Annotated in this window: 12 protein-coding genes; 7 read left to right on the top strand and 5 right to left on the bottom strand. The window is 45.6% G+C overall.

What is annotated here, in order from left to right; genetic code table 11:
• Nucleotides 1-4: 4 nt before the first annotated feature.
• The 4 genes from PJF56_RS16250 to PJF56_RS16235 all read right to left on the bottom strand — a co-directional run bounded on the left by PJF56_RS16250 (nucleotide 5) and on the right by PJF56_RS16235 (nucleotide 3,132).
• Nucleotides 5-943: a S1 family peptidase gene (locus PJF56_RS16250; RefSeq protein WP_283763741.1), complete on the bottom strand. Its 939-nt coding sequence runs from the start codon at nucleotides 941-943 to the stop codon at nucleotides 5-7.
• A gap of 55 nt (nucleotides 944-998) precedes the next feature.
• The gene (locus tag PJF56_RS16245; protein WP_283763740.1) at nucleotides 999-1,913 is read right to left on the bottom strand and encodes a S1 family peptidase; all 915 of its coding nucleotides are present in this window, start codon (nucleotides 1,911-1,913) and stop codon (nucleotides 999-1,001) included.
• 7 nt (nucleotides 1,914-1,920) lie between these two features.
• The gene (locus tag PJF56_RS16240; RefSeq protein WP_283763739.1) at nucleotides 1,921-2,559 is read right to left on the bottom strand and encodes a COP23 domain-containing protein; all 639 of its coding nucleotides are present in this window, start codon (nucleotides 2,557-2,559) and stop codon (nucleotides 1,921-1,923) included.
• A gap of 288 nt (nucleotides 2,560-2,847) precedes the next feature.
• Entirely contained in the window at nucleotides 2,848-3,132 is a 285-nt protein-coding gene (locus PJF56_RS16235) for a helix-turn-helix domain-containing protein (RefSeq protein ID WP_283763738.1), read from the bottom strand.
• A 217-nt stretch (nucleotides 3,133-3,349) separates the two neighbouring features.
• On the opposite strand from PJF56_RS16235, the gene PJF56_RS16230 reads away from it, so the two are divergent.
• The 5 genes from PJF56_RS16230 (at nucleotide 3,350) to PJF56_RS16210 (ending at nucleotide 13,497) form a co-directional block, all read left to right on the top strand.
• Nucleotides 3,350-3,958 (top strand): DUF8166 family protein, encoded by a 609-nt coding sequence (locus PJF56_RS16230; RefSeq protein ID WP_283763737.1) that lies wholly within the window; start codon nucleotides 3,350-3,352, stop codon nucleotides 3,956-3,958.
• Nucleotides 3,959-3,985: 27 nt separating this feature from the next.
• Nucleotides 3,986-9,268, top strand: coding sequence for an AAA family ATPase (locus tag PJF56_RS16225; protein ID WP_283763736.1), 5,283 nt, complete (start codon nucleotides 3,986-3,988; stop codon nucleotides 9,266-9,268).
• A gap of 27 nt (nucleotides 9,269-9,295) precedes the next feature.
• A complete protein-coding gene (locus tag PJF56_RS16220) occupies nucleotides 9,296-11,215 on the top strand; it encodes a GTPase family protein (RefSeq protein ID WP_283763735.1) in 1,920 nt (639 codons plus the stop codon).
• A gap of 117 nt (nucleotides 11,216-11,332) precedes the next feature.
• Nucleotides 11,333-11,923 (top strand): D-glycero-alpha-D-manno-heptose-1,7-bisphosphate 7-phosphatase, encoded by a 591-nt coding sequence (locus PJF56_RS16215; RefSeq protein WP_347179566.1) that lies wholly within the window; start codon nucleotides 11,333-11,335, stop codon nucleotides 11,921-11,923.
• A gap of 347 nt (nucleotides 11,924-12,270) precedes the next feature.
• Nucleotides 12,271-13,497, top strand: a complete 1,227-nt coding sequence (locus PJF56_RS16210) for a DUF790 family protein (RefSeq protein ID WP_283763733.1) — start codon at nucleotides 12,271-12,273, stop codon at nucleotides 13,495-13,497.
• 60 nt (nucleotides 13,498-13,557) lie between these two features.
• On the opposite strand, the gene PJF56_RS16205 is transcribed toward PJF56_RS16210, so the two are convergent.
• A complete protein-coding gene (locus tag PJF56_RS16205) occupies nucleotides 13,558-13,893 on the bottom strand; it encodes a winged helix-turn-helix transcriptional regulator (protein ID WP_283763732.1) in 336 nt (111 codons plus the stop codon).
• A 101-nt stretch (nucleotides 13,894-13,994) separates the two neighbouring features.
• Between PJF56_RS16205 and PJF56_RS16200 the strand changes: the two genes are divergently transcribed.
• Together PJF56_RS16200 and PJF56_RS16195 are read left to right on the top strand one after the other, a co-directional pair.
• A complete protein-coding gene (locus PJF56_RS16200; RefSeq protein ID WP_283763731.1) occupies nucleotides 13,995-14,720 on the top strand; it encodes a pirin family protein in 726 nt (241 codons plus the stop codon).
• Between the two features lie 173 nt (nucleotides 14,721-14,893).
• Nucleotides 14,894-15,478, top strand: coding sequence for an NADPH-dependent FMN reductase (locus PJF56_RS16195; protein ID WP_283763730.1), 585 nt, complete (start codon nucleotides 14,894-14,896; stop codon nucleotides 15,476-15,478).
• The last annotated feature ends 186 nt before the right edge of the window (nucleotides 15,479-15,664 follow it).

The following is a 15,664-nucleotide window of genomic DNA, read 5'->3' as shown; positions in this document are numbered from 1 at the left end:
GCTATCATCGACAGCCAAAGAATCCGCAAACTCTACGGAAGGTGTCAACCCCTCGATTGATGGTGTTTAAACCTTCATTAATGTTGGAGAAGACTTGGTTAATGTTCATGGTATCCCGTGGGTCAGGTTGCGCGGGCGGTGTATAGTCAACCACGGCTTGTTGCACGGGGGTGTTTTCGACTTGTACGGTGAGAAAAATGTTTGACCCAGGAGCGGTTTGCAAATAGATAGTGATGGGAATGCCTAAGTTAAATCCTGACCCGATGAGATCGGCAACGGATTCGATTCCTGGAGCATTGGGAGAAACAGATTGAACTTGATCTCGCGTTTCTGCATCTCCTAAACCATGAATGGCAATAACGCGCCCCTCAGAATCAAAAACTGGGCCGCCACTCATACCACGTCGGGTGACTGAATCGTAGACTAAAGCATATCCATCACTACGAGGTTGTTCCAGTAGGCTGGAGACAATACCGCTCGTAAATTGGCGAGTCACTTCTTGAATGGATTGACTGGTAGCTGGCCAACCGGAAATGAAAACGGATTGTCCTTGTTGAACGGTATTGGTGTTGGCTAATTTGGCAATGCGATAGTCTTTGTCACTGGTGAAGGGAACAATAGCCAAGTCTACGCCATTCAACCGTTGGATTTTACTGTAGTCGATCGCGTAACCTTGCTTATCTCCGGTAACGAGATTGTACTGGGTTTCATAACTGACGACATGATTGGCGGTAAGAACGTAATAGGTGTTGCCTTCTTTGGCGATAATGACTCCAGAGCCATGGCCTTCTCCTTCAGGATCTTTAATAAGAACGGTGACTTCGCGGGCAATGTTGTTGATTTCGACTCCAGTGAGGGCAAAAGTGGGTTGAGTTTGCGTCATGACGATTGTGCTGACGATCGCCGTTCCTGCTAAAGCCGCAGATAGATAATTTCTATTCATTTTAGATGTACCTCATATTTGATTCGACACGAAACAGAGTGTTCTTTGGGTCTGCTCACCACACGAGTTCTGAATGAGATGGAGGAACTGGGGGCATGGGATGAACCTCCCCAGACTCTTGGGACAAAACCTCGAAACTACTCAAACTTTGAAATAGGCCAATGGGAATGGCCCAACTGAGGGCGATCAGGGTTTCCCGCAAGAGAGGATCGGGTTGGCTGCCATCAGCATAGATATAGGGATTTCCCCAGAGGGGATAGGCGTGCATTCCATTAATGCCAATGACTTCACCTCGGTTGTTTAAGAGAGGCCCCCCGCTCATTCCTTTACGAATGTCGTTGTCGTAACCCATCTGATAGCCATCGGCTAAGGGTTGCTCTAGGAGCCATTGGAGGGTTCCTTGGTTAAAGACAAATCCATCCTCAGCCGCATCAGGGGGAGATTGGAGGGGAAATCCTGCTGCAAACACTTCGCTCTTTACGACAGAAGAAACTTCTGCAATAGAAGCAAGGGTATAGGGGCGATCGCTCCTAAATGTCAACAAGGCCAGATCCTTGCCCCGGAAATCAATAGCAGTGACCTGAATGGCTGCATAGACCTGACCATCAGAGGTTTGAATCTTGTAGGTATCCGAGGCCGTCAACACATGACGGTTGGTCACTACTTGATAGGTTTCTCCTTCTCGGCCGAGAATAATCCCCGAACCATGACTGGTTCCAGCGATGACTTTAACGGCGATCGCCCTAGCAATTTGGCGCAGTTCCTGGGGAGATTTGGCTGGGGAAACCGGAGTAGTGGGTACAGTTGTCCAGGATGGGCGATCGTCTAACTGGGGCTGTAGGGGCCCGTAGTGCCATGAGATGGGAACAGTGGTTAAGGGGCGATCGTCCAACACAGGTTCTAGCGGCCCGTAATGCCATACCAAGCCGCACATCCCACAAGCCAGTAATGCTACAACAGGCTTAGTCATCAAGGATTTACCAAACCGAGCCACCCGAACCCGAACCTGGATTATTGGCTGGAGCAGGATTGGGAGCTGGCTGGGGTTGGCTTGGAGCTACGCTAGGAGAAGACCCACTTTCAACGGGCGCTGTATTCAGATAATTCTCCATATCAATATAGAGTTTAGTGGGGCGGCGGCCTGTACTCTGATACAACGGCCCCGAAGCACCAGAGCGAACATCAAACATTTGTTGTAAGACACGGTTAGCATCGTCTCCTTGTTTGAGAGTAAATAAGACCTCCGTATCTGCACAACTGCCTCCATTAGTTTGACTAACACAAATGACCGGATAACCATTCACGATACCTGTCGTCAGATACTCTAGAGATCCCTTGCTGTAAAATGTCTGGAACCGAGAGGACACCTCCTGGCAGCGTCTTTGGGGGGAATAACCGGAAGCTTCAAAATAAGGAGATTGCCAAACAATCACAGGAACGACACCTCGTGGAGTGTTGGCGAGAGTAGCTGGCGAACCCTGGCTCGTTCCGCAGTAAAATCGGGCGCTTTGGGCCTGACTGGGTTGGGGCAGGGCGATACTCAAGGCAGTCAGCGACACAACGCTCAACAGTTGTGCGCCAGTACGAAACAAATTGGATAAAGGTAGGTTCATCATTTTCTAAGATCCTTAAGGTTAAAAGTTCCACAAAACCTTGAGAAAGTTTTGCGAACAGAGTTAGGAGCGGAAATTCAGAATTTCGGCGAAACTCACATCGGGGTTTCCAGAATCTGAATCAGGATAGGGGTAATGGTCATCCAGCCCGACTTAGTTCTCCTCAAGTATTGAGTCATAGAGTTCCATACATGCCCCATATCTATAGTAATCTTCTATGCTTTGTTTGTAAGTAGCATTAAGTAGCGTTTTGTAGCGTTCTGTGCAACTTCACAAAAGCTTAAAATTCTCTCAGGAACTATCCTCAGCCTCCCGATCTTCCAGGTAACGTTCTAGAGCGCCGCGAATGTTATGTTTATGAATCTCTTCCCCAAATATGGGGGATAACTTGTTCCACAAACGAGCGCCAACCCTCCTCAGTTGCTCCTGACTTTTTGGTATTTCTTGACTCATTTGTTTATAAGAGATTCCCTCTAGGCAGGCCCTTAGCACCTGTCGCTCGATATCCGTCAGGTGTTTTTGGGTTTCGCGATAAAGCTGGGCATCTGCAACCCGTAGCAGTTGTTTGGTGTTCATTCATCCCGAATTTGAGATCTTCTATAGATCTCTCTGAAAAATCAGGGTGATTTTATGCAAATGGGCAGAAAATTGTGATAAATCTTAATATCGATTGGCTTTTAAGTAACGTTCTGTTACATTACCAATAGGCTCTAAGTGGAAAGTTGCGAGTAGAGAAGTGGGAAATTTGGTATACAATCATTTTTAATTTTTAATTTTTAATTTTTAATCGATCATGCGTTTAGGTAAAGTCGTTAAATCGAATTCCCATTGTGATTATGTGGTGCAACTAGATGCCAAGGGTGAGTTCTTACATCCACCAGCACCAGAGGATTATGGGTTTGGTTGTTTTGTGAAATTGGAAGATCTGGGCGATCGCCATTGGGCAGTCGGTTTAGTTTATAATTCCCAGTTGTTTAATCCCCAGTTTCTCAATACCGGGCCTCGGTTATCCAACGATCCAGATCCCTTTTTTACACCAGATCTCATTGTAGAAACACGGGTGTTACTGGGTACAATTTTAATTGGGGAATTGACGCAAGTCGGCGATCGCCTCTACGGAGCGCAAGGTATCCCTAGGGTAGTTGTTCCCGTCAATACCCCCGTCTTGAAGATGAGTCCCGAAGAAATTCATCAGTTTCACTTAAATGCCCAAGGTCGTCCCCATTTAGGCTACTATGCCCATGTGTTGCGGAGTGGGGGCATGTTTGCATCTCAGTTGGTGCAACAAGTGATTGGGGAACTCATTGAGCAAAATCTATTTTCAGGAGGCGATCGCCGAGCGCTGGAAATCCTACGCAAGGAATTAGCCTGGAAGAATACGTTAGGCTCGATTAAGGGTTAAAAGATACTCGATTCTGGAGTGACAATTATGCTGAATTTAGCGGGTTATCAAGCAGATGAGCTGGTCTATGATGGTAGTCACACTCTAGTCTATCGTGGAGTCCGAAAGAGCGATCGCCAGCCAGTCATCATTAAAGTGTTACACAATCGCAACCCCAGCTTTAATGAGTTGGTGCAGTTCCGTAACCAGTATGTCATCGCTCGCGAGCTAGAACATCCCCACATTTTGCAACCCGTGGCATTAGAGCGCTACGGCAATGGCTATGCTCTGATTCTGCCCGATTCTGGGGCGATCGCTCTTTCTGAATATTGGCACTCATTCCACTCATCACCCAAAGACGTTCTCACTCTGAGCATTCAACTGACAGAAGCCCTGCATTATTTAAGCCAACAAAGAATTATTCACAAAGATATTAAACCTGCCAACCTGATCGTTCACCCAGAAACTCATCAGATTAAACTGATTGATTTCAGTATTTCCAGTCAGCTTCCCAAAGAACAACAACAACTGCTCAGTCCCAACCTCCTCGAAGGCAGTTTATCTTACATATCCCCAGAACAAACCGGACGCATGAACCGGGGAATTGACTACCGCACCGACTTCTATTCCCTCGGAGTCACCCTCTATGAACTGCTCACCCGTCAACTCCCCTTTATCAGTGATGACCCCATCGAATTAGTGCATAAACATATTGCCCAAACCGCCGGATTTCCCCCAGAAAGTGACGTGCCGGTGGTACTGCAAGCGATCGTCTTGAAGCTGATGAGCAAAAATGCAGAAGACCGCTATCAAAGCGCCTTGGGCTTAAAACATGACTTAGAGAGATGCCTAGAGCAGCTAGAAACCACGGGAGAACTGGTTTTATTTGCTCTGGGAAAAGAAGATAGGAGCGATCGCTTCATTATCCCCGAAAAACTCTACGGCAGAGAAGCCCAAGTGCAAACCCTCCTGCAAGCCTTTAACCGCGTAGCACAAGGCAACACCGAAATGATGCTAGTCGCCGGATTTTCCGGCATCGGCAAAACCGCAGTCGTCAACGAAGTCCACAAACCCATCGTCAAAAAAAGAGGCTACTTCATCAAAGGCAAATATGACCAATTCAATCGCAACATTCCCTTTTCCGCCTTTGTCCAAGCCTTCAGAGAACTCATGGGGCAACTTTTAGGGGAATCCGATGAAGAATTAGAGAACTGGAAACAGAAAATCCTGCAAGCATTAGGTGAAAATGCCGCCGTCGCGATCGAAGTCGTTCCCGAATTAGAAAAAATTGTCGGCCCCCAACCCCCCGCTCCAGAACTCGAAGGCAACGCCGCCAAAAATCGATTTAACTTTGTATTTGAAAAATTTGTCCATGTCTTTACCCATCAAGACCATCCTCTAGTCATATTCTTAGATGATTTACAATGGGCAGACTCCGCCTCCTTAAATCTTTTAAAACTATTAATGGAAGATTCAAAAACCGGATATTTATTAATCCTAGGAGCCTATCGGGATAATGAAGTTTTTCCTTCTCATCCTTTGATGTTACAATTAGAGCAAATAGAACAAGAAAAAGCCGTAATCTCTACAATCACCCTAGAACCCTTAGCCTCTGATTATATCAATCAACTGATTGCCGATACCCTCAACGACCCTTTAGACAAAGTACAACCCTTAACTGATTTAGTGTACCAGAATGCTCAAGGTAATCCATTTTTTACCACTCAATTTATCAAAGGACTATATAATGAAAATCTAATTGACTTCGATGAAAAATCAGGCGATTGGACTTGGAATATAAGCGAAATTTATAATCGTGCATTACCAGATGATGTAGTGATTTTTCTGGCGAGACGCTTGCAGAAATTCCCGCAAGAAACACAAGACACCTTAAAACTAGCAGCTTGTATTGGCAACCAATTTAATTTAGATAATTTATCTGTAGTCTGCGAACAAACCAAAGAAGAAGTAGCGGATCATTTGTGGATTGCTTTGCAAGAAGGTTTGGTGTTACCAACGAATGAAAGCTACAAATTTTTCCAAAAATCAACGACAGAAGAAAACCCAACAAAATCTTTTTTTTTAGTAGGCTATCGTTTCTTACATGACCGAGTTCAACAAGCTGCGTATTCTCTGATTCCTGAAGATAAAAAACAGGAAATTCATCTAAAAATTGGTCGTCAACTCTTGAACAATTTAAGTGAAGAAGAAAAAGAAGATCAATTTTTTAACATTGTCAATCATCTCAATGAAGCGCGAGATTTAATTAGCGACCCAAATGAGCGAGAAGAAATTGCCAGACTCAATTTACAAGCGAGTAAAAAAGCAAAATTATCAGTGGCTTACGAAGCCAGCCGCAATTATTGTTATGAAGGTCAAAAATTTCTAGATGAATCAGCTTGGGAAACGAACTACGATCTGATGTTTTCCTTGGCAATATCAACCATTGAAAGCGAACATCTGAATTATAATTTAGATGCGGCTAGAAGCTTATGTACAAAAACATTGCCGCAAGTTAAAAGAGTTGTAGATCGCGCAAAAATTAATGCCTTTGAAATCTTATTTGAAATCAATGAGAATAAAATGTATGAAGCCATTGATCTTGCTCGACAAGCCCTAATTCCTCTAGGAATTAATTTACCATCCGATCCAGAAGAGATCAAGGCTGATGTTGAGTTGCTCCGTAAGGAAGTTGAATTACCCATAGAAGAAATTGCCAATTTAGAAAATCTGCCATTGCTTGAGGATGAAGAAAAACTAACTGCAATCAAGATTCTTACGAATACAGCATCTGCGGCTTATATTTCTCAACCCAATCTCTATCCCTTGATCGCTTTTCATGGCATTCGATACCTGATCAACTATGGACAGTCGGAAGATGCAGTAACTTTTTACGCTTGGCATGGGAGCGTGCTGTGTGGAGTGTATGATGAAATTGAAGCGGGATATGCATTTGGAATACTCTCCTTAAAGGTAATTGAAAAATTTAATTGGCGGGAATTTGAAACCAAGAGTAGAAATATGTTTAATATGTTTATTCGACCTTGGAAAGAACCACTTAAAAATGCGGTTGATGATTTTATTGAAGTCATTAAAAGTGGCTTTGAAACAGGGGATCTAGAATTTGCCTTTTATGGTGCCCTGGGCCGTTCTAACTATTTCTATTTTACGGGTGGTTTTCTGCAAGAAGTACGCAAACTTCATGAACAGTATTGTCCTGCTATTGTCAAAGCAAAATATGATTTTCATCAAAGTTTCTTCATCCTGTATCGACAGATTATTGCTAATCTTTTGGGAGAAACGGAATATCCAGAAGTTCTGGAAGGCCCTATATTCGATCGTCAATCTTATCTGCAAGAGTGGGAAAAAAACAATAGTCATCTAGCCTACTGTTTTTATCAGGCGCAAAGCCGTCTTTTTTATTACTTTGAAGATTATCATAGGGCCCTAGAAGTTGGCGAAAAAGGTTGGAAAAATAGAGGAGCAGCCCTTTCTACTACTTATGTGTCTGAGCATGTATTTTATTACAGTTTAGTCTTGTTATCTCAGGAAAGTTTAACAGAAAAGCAGTGGAAAATTCTGGAAGATGATCGACGGAAGCTACAAATGTGGGCTGGCTTTGCTCCGATGAATTTTCAGCATAAATGCGATCTGATTGAGGCAGAAAAGCATCGAGTTTTAGGGAATTTATTTGAAGCAGCAGAATTCTACGATCGCGCCATTACTGGAGCCAAAGAAAATGGATTTCTCCACGAAGAAGCCCTGAGTAATGAACTTGCAGCTAAATTTTACTTAAACTGGGGCAAAGAAAAAGTAGCAGCCGGTTACATGCAAGAAGCTTACTATGGGTATGCACAATGGGGAGCCAAAGCTAAAACGGACTACCTCGAAGCCCAATATCCCCAACTTTTGGCTCCCATTCTTAATCGATCAAGCCAAGCTTCTAAAGGCAAAACTCTGACGAGTACATCTACAGGCAGCTCAAATGCCTTAGATCTCACCAGTGTCATCAAAGCGTCTCAAGTGCTATCGGAAGAAATTTCTCTGAATAGTTTACTCTCTAAGTTCATGCATATTCTGATTGAAAATGCAGGGGCGACTCAAGGGGTTTTAATCTTAAATAATACGGGAACTTGGGAAATTATGGCTCAGTACCTTCAGGGTAATTGTAATCTGTCTATTGTCCCTCTTGAGCAGGTGAATAGTTTACCCCAAAGTTTGATTAACTGGGTAAAACGAACGGAAGAAGTTGTGTTGATCAATAACTTATCAGAAGTTCACTCGTTTAGCAGTGACTCATACTTATTGCAGCAGCCAACCCAAAGCTTGGTCTGTTCTCCGATCCTGAACCAAGGTCAATTGATTGGTATTCTTTACCTAGAAAATCATCTCACTTCAGACGCATTTACAGCCGATCGAATGAAGGTGCTAAATCTGCTGACAACTCAAGCGGCGATTTCGATTAATAATGCTCGATTTTATCAAACTCTAGAGGATACGGTAGCCCGACGGACGGCTCAATTGGCAAGAGCGAATGAGGAAATTACTCAACTGAATGAAAGACTGAAAGCGGAAAATTTGCGTTTGGGGGCGGAATTAGATATTGCCCGCAGAGTGCAAGAAATGATATTACCGAGACCGGAAGAACTGCGGGCCATTCCCACCTTAGATATGGCGGGATACATGGCTGCTGCTGATGAAGTGGGGGGAGATTACTATGATGTGTTGGTCGAAGATGGGGTAACGACCATTGGTATTGGGGATGTTACTGGTCATGGGTTAGAAAGTGGGTTGGTGATGATGATGGCTCAAACTGTGATCCGAGCTATGAAAGAACTGCGGGAGAATGATCCGGTACGATTTTTGAATACGGTCAATAGCACCCTCTATAAAAATGTGCAACGGATGAAAGTTGACCGGCAATTAACTTTATCTATACTCAATTATACGGATAGTTATTTAAGTATTAGTGGACAACATGAAGAGGTATTAGTGGTGCGGGCGGATGGAATATTAGAAGCGATTGATACGATGGATTTGGGGATGACCGTGGGTTTAATTGATGATATTGCCGACTTTATTGCTCAAGTGACGGTGAAACTTGAACCCGGAGATGGGGTGGTTCTGTATACCGATGGAATTCCGGAAGCAGAAAATTGTGCAGGTCAGTTATATGGATTAGAACGATTATGTGAGGTGATACAGCAGCATTGGCATCACTCAGCCCAAGAGATTCAAGAGGCGGTCATTTCTGATGTGCTATCTTTTATTGGCGACTATAAAGTGTTTGATGATATTACTTTGTTGGTTCTGAAAGAAAAAGATCTCTAATTTTTAATTTCTAATTTTTAATTGATTATGGTGCGCTTTAAGCTGTGGCAATGGATTGTTTTAATTACCCCGATCGCCTCCATCCTGATTTTACTACTGGTCGCGGCCGGGTGGCAGATCCATGCTTGGGGTATCAGTTGGATCTGGGCGGTCTTTATCCTGGTGTTCCTGGGATGGCGCTGGTTGTTGGTGCTGTGGACTCGCCCCATGATAGAACAGCTCGAAGCAGCAGTGGCAGCCGTGAGCGCGGAGATGGACGCGGTGACGGAAGAAACTCAGTCTGCCATTGGCAATGCGGAAACTGGGGCCCAGATTGAGACAGAGTTGGAGAAGATTCTGAAGGAGTCGAAAGGCGATCGCCCCATTTGGGAGGATCAAACCACCTTTTTTCAGCGCTGTCAAGCGGTGGTGGTCTGTGTGGCTCAGGCCTATGGACAGGATGCCCAATATCCCCTGCTGAATATCTATATCCCCCAAGCCTACGGGTTAGTTCAAGGCACGGTGGAGGATGTGGGACGGGCTATTACCCAACTCTCCCCGGTTCTCAATCAGGTGACCGTTGGCCAAGCCTATCAAGCCTATGAAATGTATCGCAAGCTGGAACCCTCGGCGCGTAAAGTGCTACAGGTGTGGGGTTGGGCCCAATGGTTGCTCAATCCTGCCGCAGCAGCAACCAAACGAGCGACGCGCAAATGGGGAAATCAGGCGACCCAGGAGTTATTGGTGAACCTGGGTCAAATGTTACGGGAGTCGGCTTTGCGGAATCTCTGTCGTCAGGCGATCGCCCTCTACGGCAATGTCACCCCCCCCGATCTCAATGTTTCGGCTTCCGAATTAAGCCTACCCAAAGCCAAAACCGAAACCCTACGGGCCATTATTGCCAAAGCCTCTCCAGAGGAACAGGTCGAGCAACAACCCCTAAATCTGCTCTTAGTCGGACGGACAGGAGCCGGTAAAAGTAGTCTGATTAACACCTTATTTCAAGCAGAACAGGCGGAAGTCGATGTTTTGCCCAGCACAGACAAAATTAAGAATTATCACTGGCAGGGAGCAAATGGGGAGGGCTTAAATCTGTGGGATACTCCCGGTTACGAGCAGGTGAACCGGGCAGACTTGGCCGAGCAGGTGTTGGAGTTTGGTGCTAAGGCCGATTTGGTCTTATTGGTAACTCCTGCCCTCGATCCAGCCTTGCAAATGGATGTGAAGTTTTTGAAGCAACTGCGGGAAGAGAATGGGGAGTTACCGATGATTACCTTGGTGACTCAAGTTGACCGCTTGCGCCCGATCCGGGAATGGTCGCCCCCCTATGACTGGCAGTTCGGAGAGCGGCCCAAGGAGTTGGCGATCCGGGAAGCAACGGAGTATCGTCAGCAACAGTTAGGCCAATGGTGCGATCGCCTCCTGCCAGTGGTCACCGCAGATACTCAGATGGGTCGCCAGGGTTGGAATACCGAGCAACTTGCCGCCCTACTGATGGAGGCGATCGGGCCCGTGAAACAGGAGAAATTAGCCCGATTTTTACGCGATCGCGATGCCCGTACCCTCGCCGCCGCCAAAATCATCGATCGCTACACCTTCCAAATGGCCACCACCCAAGGGTTAACCGCTCTCTTGAAAAGTCCCGTCCTCCGCTTTGTATCAACCCTTGCCACCGGTTCCCCCACCCTCGCCTATCTCCTAGCCGAACAAATCCCCATCGAACAGTTACCCGTTGTGATTGGCAAATTACAGATGGCCTACGATTTATTTTTACTGTTGAGTAATGACCCAGAGTTAGAAGTTAAATTTGAACTGTTGACCCTCTGGCCCCAACTGTTAGAGAACCCAGAAACCCCCGATAAAAACGCCTGGGCCTTCGGTCATGCCCTGGTAGAATACTGGCTGCAAGGTTTGAGCGTGGATGAACTCGGCGATCGCATCAAGTTTTATCTAGAAATGCGAAAATAGCACGAACCTAGGATATATGCTACAGATGAGCAGATTTTTATAAATTAAATTTTACCGGGAAAAGTTCACTTTCCTTTTAAGGATTGCCCCAGACCCATGAAAACCCCCTGCCATCCCATGAGCCAACCTGCCGTATTTCTAGACCGCGATGGAGTCCTCAACCAGGAAGTCGGTTATATCCATCGCGTCGAAGACCTCAACCTCATTCCCGGTGTCGCTCAAGCCGTGCGACGCTTAAACGACCGTAACCTATTCTGTTGTCTAGTGACCAATCAATCGGGCCCCGCGCGATCGTACTATAGTATGGATCACGTTAATGCCCTCCATCAGCGCCTCTGTCACCTCCTACAAACCCAAGCCGAAGCCATATTAGATGCCCTCCTCATCTGCCCCTATCTCAGCCCCCCAGAAGGCGGAATAAACCCAGAATTTGCCCGATGGAGTACCTGGCGCAAACCCAACACCGGCATGTTAGTCGCAGCCGCTTGGGAACATGACTTAGACCTCAGTTCTAGTTTTGTCATCGGCGATAAAGCCACCGACGTAGACATGGCCCATAACGCCGGATGTCAAGGAATTTTAGTCCAAACCGGTTATGGTTCGCGAGTCCTCTCTGGAGACTATCAGCACCACACCCAACCCGATTATATCGCCACCGACTTAGCCGACGGCGTAAATTGGATTCTTGGACGAGGGAATAGGGAATAGGGAACAGGGAATAACGGAGGGGAAATTCATCGCTTTGCTTCCCACGGATTAACCACATCAATTCCACAATCCAAAAAGTCGCGGATGTTGCAGGTTGCTAATGTTGCCTAGTGATATCAAGTCCGCTTATTCATGTCCGCGAAGCGGAAATACCCGAATTAAAAATCCAGGGAGCAAGATGCTCCCACTCCAGTCATATCAAAGAATTCGAGGAGTGCGGGCATCTTGCCCGCTTCTTGAATCCAATTAACCGAATTTGATATGAACTCGGCAAATAGGATTGGGTTTCGTGCCTCAACCCAACCTACAATAATTTACCTAGACCCATTTTTAATTTTTAATCGATCATGCTCCCCAGCGAACTACTCATTTATCGCTATAGCGGCGAAACCATCATCCCCAAAAGGCTAAAACTAGACCGCTATTGGATAGGCATAGCCACCGATTTAATTGCCTGTTTTCAAGAGCATATCGGTCAACCCCAAAAACACCTCGATCGCAGCTTACAAGAATTTGAAGGCGAAAGTCCCGATTTTCGCATCAAGCGCGGACTCGCTCATATCCTCAAAAGCAGCTTTTCCGCCTTTGAAATCATCAGCCCCCTTGACCCTCCCCTACTCAGAGAGCGCATCTTCACCGCAGCCGCCCAAAGTCGGCCAGGAGAAGACTCGACAGAACACACCCTAACCCAAATTGCCCACAGTTTGAGCCAAGAACTCAAGCGTGAAATCGTCATTGATGAACTGCGTCAAGGACTCTATTGCGATCTCATCGAAAATCGCATCTTCACCCAATTTGACCCCCCAGAACCGGAGCCACTTTTGCATCGCTATAACCTCTCCCAAGTGCAAGGCATCTTTTATCGCGCCACCCATATTAAAATTAATGCCCATCGCAATGTTCCCGGAGAATATAAGCTTCTATTTCGCTACTTAAAACTATTTCAACTCATGGCATACATTGAAGGCGATGCCGACCATGGGTTTACCATTACCATTGATGGGCCCTCCAGTTTACTCCGGGTCAGTACGCGCTACGGACTCGCCTTAGCCAAATTAATTCCCGCTCTCCTGCATGTCACCAAATGGAGCATCGAAGCCAACTTACAAACCCGTGATTTCTATACCGGCGCACCCAAACAAGGTAAATTTTCCTTAGATTCCCAATGTCAATTAGTCAGTCACTATCCCCCCGGAAAACCCTACGATAGTATGATCGAATCTGCCTTTGCCCAGCGCTGGGCCAAGCAGAAAACCGATTGGGTCTTAGAGCGAGAAGTCGATTTAATCCCCATTCCCGGTAGTGTGATGATTCCCGACTTTCGTTTTGTCCATCCCGATGGGCGATCGGTTTTATTGGAAATTGTAGGGTATTGGCGACCGAGTTATTTACAGAAAAAATTTTATCAAGTAAAATATCTTGATGATAAGGCGGTTATTTTAGCAATTTCTGACCGCTTGAACTTAGAAAAAGCAGGGGTTAAAATTACCGACTGTCCCATTCCCATTGTCTGGTTTAAGGATAAGTTATTGCCTAAGTTAGTTCTGGAAGTCTTAGAAAAAACCAGATTGTAGAAGTTCTGTATGCATTGTTAATTGTTAATTGTTAATTGTTAATTGTTAATTGTTCATTGTTCATTGTTCATTGTCCATATACTGAATCCCCCAATCATGCATTGCGGTCAAAACCGGCTCTAAACTCTCTCCCGTGGGGGTTAAAGAATACTCAACTTTCGGCGGTACTTGGGCATAAACCACGCGCTCAATTAGGCCATCGTGTTCCATTTCTCGCAGTTGTTGAGTGAGCATTTTCTGTGTCACTCCAGAAATCGCCCGTTGCAGCTCTCCAAAGCGTTTCACCCCAGAGAACAACTCGCGCAAAATCAACACCTTCCACCGTCCCCCAATCACTTTGATGGTCGTTTCTACGGCGCAGGTTAGGCGGGTTGAGGACTTAAATTGACTCTCCATTGTTACTTTTTGGGTACTAGGGCACTTTCAAGTGCCGTCTTTACAGGCTCAGTTAGGCTGGACTAAACTAATAATTAATGGTTGAGTTGAGAGTTTATATTATGGTTAATGCATCTTTAACAACCCCCCAAGTTACGGTTCGGAAATCCTCAGAACGAGGTCAAGCTAATCATGGATGGTTACGGTCTAATCATACCTTTTCCTTTGCCAATTATTATGACCCTAAGTATCAGGAATTTCGCCATCTTTTGGTCATTAATGAAGACCGAATTCAGGGCGGTTCTGGATTTGGAACCCATCCCCACCGAGATATGGAAATCATTTCCTATGTGATTGAGGGTGGGTTAGAGCATAAGGATAGCATGGGCAATGGCTCGGTGATTCGTCCGGGAGATGTGCAGATTATGAGTGCAGGAACGGGGGTTACCCATAGCGAGTATAACCATTCTCAGCAGGATTGGGGTCATTTTTTGCAGATCTGGATTTTACCGAATCAAAAGGGGCTAAATCCGGGTTATCAACAAGAGTATTTTAGTCCAGAATCGAAACACAATCAACTGCGATTGTTAGTTTCTCCGGATGGCGAGCAGGGTTCGGTGGTGATTCATCAAGATGCAAAATTGTTTGCATCAGTGTTAGATCCAGAAATAAAGTTAACGTATGAGTTTGCCCCAGAGCGTTATGGATGGATACAAATGATTCGCGGGAAACTGTCAGTTAATGGTACAGTATTGGCAACTGGAGATGGGGCGGCGATCGCCCATACCCAAACCTTAAATCTACAAGCCCAAGAATCCTCGGAGTTTCTGCTGTTTGATTTGGCTTAGTTTTTGTTAATGCCTTCTGCTTATCTTCCTCTTCCACGGGGGGAAAATGCCCTCTCCCTCAATCCCTCTCCCACGGGAGAGGGACTTAATTGATCCCTATTCCCTCATCTCCAGCAGAAGGGGTTGGGGGATAAGGACAACGGTTAACTACTCATTTTTTCACTGAATCAATCATGTCTAATTCAACTAAAATTCTCGCCTTTGCTGGTAGCACTCGTCAGGATTCTTTTCATAAAAAATTGGTGAAAATTGCGGCTCAAGGAGTCACCCAAGCGGGTGCAGAAGTGACGTTTATTGATTTGCGGGATTACCCGATGCCGATTTATGACCAGGATTTAGAAGAGAAGGAGGGTTTACCGGAGTCTGTTTTAGCCTTGAAGCAATTATTTAAGTCTCACCAAGGGCTGTTAATTGCCTCCCCAGAATACAATAGCTCGATTACCGGTTTATTGAAAAATACAATTGATTGGGTGTCCCGTTCGGAACCGGATGAACCGCCTTTGGCGCTCAGTTGTTTTCGAGGTAAAGTGGCAGCCATTATGAGTATTTCCCCTGGAGGAATAGGAGGGTTAAGGGGATTGGTGCATTTACGGGCAATTTTGCAGAATATTGGCGTGATAGTTTTACCGGATCAAAAGACGATTCCCAATGCGTTTCAACAGTTTGATGGTGAGGGACAACTGAAGGATGAAAAGCAGCAGCAGTCGGTGCAAGCTTTGGGCAAAAAGTTGGCGGAGTTGGCGATGAAGTTGCAATAGATAGCGGTAGAAAGTGGGTTTCTGCAACCCGCTTTCTAACGGGACTTACAGCGCTTCGCGCGGTAATGGGTAATGGGTAATGGGTAATGGGAAAACCATTTTTTACGCTATGCGTGCCCATTCTTCAGGCTTTTCATGGGACAACACTCTCAAGGAACATTTCGATTACTGTACCTCATAACATCG

The sequence above is a fragment of the Roseofilum halophilum BLCC-M91 genome (assembly GCF_030068445.1).
Classification (GTDB): Bacteria; Cyanobacteriota; Cyanobacteriia; order Cyanobacteriales; family Desertifilaceae; genus Roseofilum; species Roseofilum halophilum.
Note: the sequence above shows the minus strand (reverse complement) of the source record. Positions and strands in the feature narration are given on the sequence as shown.